Here is a 4,983-nt window from a genome sequence, read left to right as displayed (position 1 = left end):
GGGAGGATCTATCAACCCCCGAAAGGGGATCAAGAGATGATCGTCACATTCGACTGTCAACGGGGGGCTGGTGAACGGTTACCCTTGGGCAGCCAGATCTCCGCCTGACCGAGCAGCACGGCCCCCTGCAACACCAGGGCGAGCCGGTAGAACAGGCGCTGCTGCAGCTGGGGCGGCAGCCACACCTGCTTGGTCTTGCCGAGCAGCCCCACCAGACGCACCAGCAGGATACGGTGCAGCACCAGGTGCAGGGCCAGAGCGGTCAGCACGATGAAGCCCAGGGCGATCACCAGGGCGATCATGGGGGTCACATCGACACCCAGGCCTGACAACCAGTTGAAAAATATCTCCTTCATCTCTACCTCCGGGACGTGAAACTGCGGTCAGGGTACGTATCTGGCCCCTCATGTCAAATGACAGCTTGCTCAATGTGCCCCCGAAACGACAACGCCCGGCACAGGCCGGGCGTTGATTCGCTGCGAGGTGGCGTCAGCCGACCAGGCTCAGGGCATCGCGAGCGATGACCAGCTCCTCGTTGGTGGGCATCACCAGCGCCAGGCGGCTGCCTTCGGCGGTGATGGGGCCTTCGCCACCGAGCACGGCGGCGTTGTTCGCCTCTTTATCAACCTTGAAGCCGAACAGGGCCAGCCGTGCCAGCACCATCTCGCGCACCATGGCGGCGTTCTCGCCGATCCCGCCGGTGAACACCAGGGCGTCCAGGCGACCGTCCATGGCGGCGGCGTAGGCACCCACATACTTGGCCACCCGGTAGGTGAAGACATCCAGCGCACGCTTGGCGCCGGCGTCGGTGGCGTAGTTGGTGGTGACGTAACGGCAGTCGCTGCTCGCCTCGGTCATGCCCAGCAGACCGGATTCACGGGTCAGCACCTGGTTGATCTCGTCCACGCTGTAACCGAGCTGGTCGTGCATGAAGAAGACCACGGCAGGGTCGATGTCACCAGAGCGGGTGCCCATGGCCAGCCCTTCCAGCGGGGTCAGGCCCATGGAGGTATCGACGGACTCGCCGTTTCGGATGGCGCAGACGGAGGCACCATTGCCCAGATGGCAGTTGATGATGTTGAGCTCGGACAGCGGCTTGCCCAGCGCCTTGGCGGTCTCTTCGGCGATGAAGCGATGGGAAGTGCCGTGGGCGCCGTAACGACGGATGCCGTTCTCCTGATAGAGCTTGTAGGGCAGCGCGTAGAGGTAGGCTTCCTGCGGCAAGGTCTGGTGGAAGGCGGTGTCGAACACGGCCACGTTCTTCTCGGCCAGGGCCGGGAAGACCTTGAGGGCGGCACGGATGCCGATGAGGTGCGCCGGGTTGTGCAGGGGGGCGAACGGAATGGCGGCCTCGATGCCGGCGATGACGCCATCATCGATGCGAACGGAGCGGGAGAACTGCTCGCCACCGTGCACGATGCGATGGCCGATGGCGACCAGTTGCTCGGCGAGTGTCGGATCCTGGGGCAGGATGTGACCCACTATGTGGTCAAGGGCTTCCTGGTGCGCAGCGCCCGCGCCCAGCATGGCCTCGCCCTTGACTCCGTGGAGTTTCCATTTGATACGTGCGTCATCCAGATTGAAGCATTCGGCCAGGCCGGACAGCATGTCCTCACCTGTTTCGGCGTCCATTACGGCAAATTTCAGGGAAGAGCTACCGCAGTTAAGGATCAATACCAACTTGCTCATGTTCTACATCTTCCTGTGCTTCGGCTTTACGCCGACAGTGTCGTGTCATCCAACATGGATGGGATTCCCCTGCCGGGGGCGTTATGGTCGCAGGAAAGTGCGCCCAATTTTTCAAACTGTCTGGCGCCGACCACCAACGCTGGGCCTGGCGCACTCATCCTTTCAAACTCTCTGGCGCCGACTCATGATCTGGCGCGCTCATCTATCTCAAACTGTCTGGCGCCGACCGCCAACTCTGGGCCTGGCGCGCGCGTCGAATCATCGATTCGGGACGGGCCGAGCGGCGGCCCTGTTGTGGCGGGTGCCCGGGCACCCGGCGCTGCGGCTCAGACAGTGGCCAGCAACGACTGGTGGACCTTGACAACCAGCTTCTTCACCAAGCCTGGGGTAGTCAGGGTACAGAGAGGGCGATGCAGTTCTCCCGGCCAGAAGATGGCAAAGTCGCCGGGCTGCAACGCCAGATAACTGGTCTGGTCGTCATCGACGAACCAGAGATCGGGGTGGGGATGATCGGCACCGTCGTTCACATAGGCATGGGGCCCGACGCCGATCCACTCCTCCCCCCGCAGCAGCAGCTGGATGTCCAGATACTGCTCATGAAACTCGCCGCGGCGATCCGCGACCGGCTCGGTCAGCGCTTCGCTCACCAGGCAGAATAGCTTGAGACCGTCTATGTCATGTTTCCCAAGCTGCGCCTCACTCCAGTGGGCAAGGCTCTTCACCACCTCGGCCATGATGCGGGCCAGCGGGGCGGGCAAGGGGGTGCGTTGCAAGGTATCCAGACTGCCGGTGATCATGGGGTTCGCATCCTTAGGTATATCTGCCGTCTATCTTTGTCCATCAATGAAAAAGGACCCCTAAAGGTCCTTATTCAGCGTCGCCTGCCATCCATGCAGACTCGAAAAGCGCCTGATTCATCTTGTTGGCGCCGGGTCACTGTTGCACAGTCGCCCGCCCCTTGCCAAGAGATACCCGCTCATTCACCCGATGATCGTACCAGTTGAAACAATATTATTCACTACTCCATTGCCACCGACTTTGACCAGACGCAAAAACGGGAGCATCTGCTCCCGTTTTTTTCACCGAATCGGCGTCATTCAAGCCTTGCGGGCGTTCTCCACCGGCTTGGCGTACATGGCACGCCAGATGGCCTTGTGCTCTTCCGGCACCTCCGACTGGCGGGTCAGGAAGGCGGTCTGCTCTATGGTGCTGGCCTTGCCGGGCACATCTGCGGCCAGGTAGTTGCCCGGGAAGAGGCGGTAGCTGCTCCAGATCGCCTTGTCGATGAGCGCGGCCAGTTCGTCCGGATCGCTGAAGCCCTCGGTGATGGGGGCACCGAAGGAGACATGTACTCGCCCCTTCTGGCCGATGATGCCGGCGACTATGCTCTCGATGTCCTCGAACTCGCCCTTCTCATAGCTGCCGTTGACCGACTTCTCGTAGAGCTCCCGTGCCTTGGCCTTGTCGGTGGGATCCACCTCGTAGCTGATGCTCACCGGCACTATGTTGAGGCTGCGCATGTAGTCGACGAAGTCGATCTTCTGCTTCTTGCCGTCCACGTAGAACATCTTGAGGATGGCCGGATCCGTCTTGTCATCACCGTTCTTGGCGCGCCCTTCCTTCTGGGCGATCCAGATGGAGTGGCCTTCGTGCACCGACTGGCCGATGTAGGCCGACAGCTCGCCGAGGGCTTTCATCATCTCCCGCGGCCCCTTGGCGGAGCGCTTGACGATGAAGCTCTTGTTGAGCTTCATCAGCTCGGTGGCACAGGGCTTGCGCAGCAGGTTGTCACCGATGGCGATGCGCACGGTATCGAAGCCGTGGGTGTGCAGCCCCCAGTTGACGAACGCCGGATCCATGGCGATGTCCCTGTGGTTGGAGACGAACAGGTAGCCCTGCTCCTTCTTCAGATGCTCGAGACCGGAGAAGCTCACCCCCTGGGTGGAGGTGGCGATCATGCGGCTCATGTAACGGGTCACCCCCATCTGCACCTGATGGATGGTGCTGACCTTGGCCCACTTGTGGCGCAGGAACTGGCGGATCAGCGGGCGAATGGCCCAGCCCAGCCAGCTCATCAGGGAACCGAAACGGTATTTGGCGATGGCGCCGATAAACTCGTCATCCTGGATCAGCCGCTCGATGGCAGCCGGCACTTCGTCATCGCGATAGGGGCGAATGTCCGCGAATCTATCTACTTCTGTCACAATGTCAGCCTTGCATGTATGGAGTCGCGACCAGCTGCTGCTGGCTGGGAAAATTCAGGGCGCAATTTTACACGCTTTTGGGGTCAGGGGTATGAGACGCACACAGATAGTGCGATCTTGCCGTGAAAAAGCCGACAGATCCCAGGGAACAAGGATCCAGGATGGCCTGCGCCGACGGATTGGCGAGGGTTGGCCCTGCCACATGCAGCCTAACCTGCCGGATTGAGCAGCGCGGTGAGGATGTGGTCCTCCCAGCGGCCGTTGATCATCAGGTAGTCCCGGGCATAGCCTTCCTGCTCGAACCCGAGACGCGCCAGCAAGGCGCCGCTGCGCCGATTCGCCGGCATGTAGCTCGCCATGATGCGGTGCAGGCCGCGCTCCCGGAACAGATAGTCGATGCCGGCGGCCACCACCTCCTGCATCAGCCCCTGCCCCTCATAGGCCTGGTCGATGGCATAGCCCAGATGGCATGCCTTGAACATGCCCATCATGATGTGGGTGAAGTGGCAGGTGGCGAGTACCCGCTCCCCTTTGGGATCGAGCGCTACCAATGGCACGGCGCTGCCATCGAAAAACTGGCCGTAACCGTCGCGCAGTCGCCCCTGCCAGTGACCCAGGGTATAGAAACTCTCGTCACGCCTCAGCTCCCAGGGCGCGAGGTGAACGCGGTTGCGCTGGTAGAAATCCAGCATCAGACAGGCCCGCTCCGGGGGCAGCACGGTCAGCCGGGTACGGGCCGTGGTGATATGAGGCAGAGTCATCACTGTGTCTCCCCATCCTGACCATGCATGGTGCCAGCGACCAGGTTGGGCCGGGACGCCATCAGTGATCCCTTTCCCGCAACCTGAGCCAGTCATCCCGCAGCAGACCGTAGTGGACGTGATCCACCACCCTGTCCGCCAGCCGCTCCGCCCGCCGGGTGATCCCCTCCTGCTGCATGCCGAGCCGCTCGCACACCGCCCGACTGGGTTCGTTCTCCAGTGCGGCGCTGATCTCCACCTTCTCCATCCCCATGTAACGGTTCACCCAGACCAGTTGACAGGTAAAAAATGAGACGATCGTCCGGTGATCCACTATTGCCTCTTGCGTG

At 61.7% G+C, this 4,983-nt stretch carries 5 protein-coding genes and 1 pseudogene; all 6 read right to left on the bottom strand.

What is annotated here, in order from left to right; genetic code table 11:
- Positions 1 to 71: 71 nt before the first annotated feature.
- A pseudogene (locus OKC30_RS19845) lies at positions 72 to 356 on the bottom strand (miniconductance mechanosensitive channel); the annotation flags it as partial.
- 133 nt (positions 357 to 489) lie between these two features.
- The gene (locus tag OKC30_RS19840; protein WP_041205080.1) at positions 490 to 1,689 is read right to left on the bottom strand and encodes an acetate kinase; all 1,200 of its coding nucleotides are present in this window, start codon (positions 1,687 to 1,689) and stop codon (positions 490 to 492) included.
- Between the two features lie 326 nt (positions 1,690 to 2,015).
- A complete protein-coding gene (locus OKC30_RS19835; protein WP_041206006.1) occupies positions 2,016 to 2,486 on the bottom strand; it encodes a YhcH/YjgK/YiaL family protein in 471 nt (156 codons plus the stop codon).
- 300 nt (positions 2,487 to 2,786) lie between these two features.
- Complete coding sequence (locus OKC30_RS19830) at positions 2,787 to 3,893, bottom strand: 1-acyl-sn-glycerol-3-phosphate acyltransferase (protein ID WP_041206007.1); 1,107 nt, start codon at positions 3,891 to 3,893, stop codon at positions 2,787 to 2,789.
- A gap of 209 nt (positions 3,894 to 4,102) precedes the next feature.
- Complete coding sequence (locus OKC30_RS19825; RefSeq protein ID WP_041206008.1) at positions 4,103 to 4,654, bottom strand: GNAT family N-acetyltransferase; 552 nt, start codon at positions 4,652 to 4,654, stop codon at positions 4,103 to 4,105.
- 61 nt (positions 4,655 to 4,715) lie between these two features.
- Positions 4,716 to 4,983, bottom strand: a 268-nt coding sequence (locus OKC30_RS19820; RefSeq protein ID WP_270666925.1) for a GNAT family N-acetyltransferase, incomplete at its 5' end; no start/stop codon positions are given.

The sequence above is a fragment of the Aeromonas sp. QDB18 genome (assembly GCF_027705325.1).
Classification (GTDB): Bacteria; Pseudomonadota; Gammaproteobacteria; order Enterobacterales; family Aeromonadaceae; genus Aeromonas; species Aeromonas caviae.
The sequence above is the reverse complement of the archived record's forward strand: the minus strand, read 5'-3'. Positions and strand labels throughout refer to the sequence as shown.

Excerpts from the sequence above, each read along its gene's own strand:
- OKC30_RS19840 (WP_041205080.1), bottom strand. The coding sequence starts at position 1,689 with ATGAGCAAGTTGGTATTGATCCTTAACTGCGGTAGCTCTTCCCTGAAA.
- OKC30_RS19835 (WP_041206006.1), bottom strand. The coding sequence starts at position 2,486 with ATGATCACCGGCAGTCTGGATACCTTGCAACGCACCCCCTTGCCCGCC.
- OKC30_RS19825 (WP_041206008.1), bottom strand. The coding sequence starts at position 4,654 with ATGACTCTGCCTCATATCACCACGGCCCGTACCCGGCTGACCGTGCTG.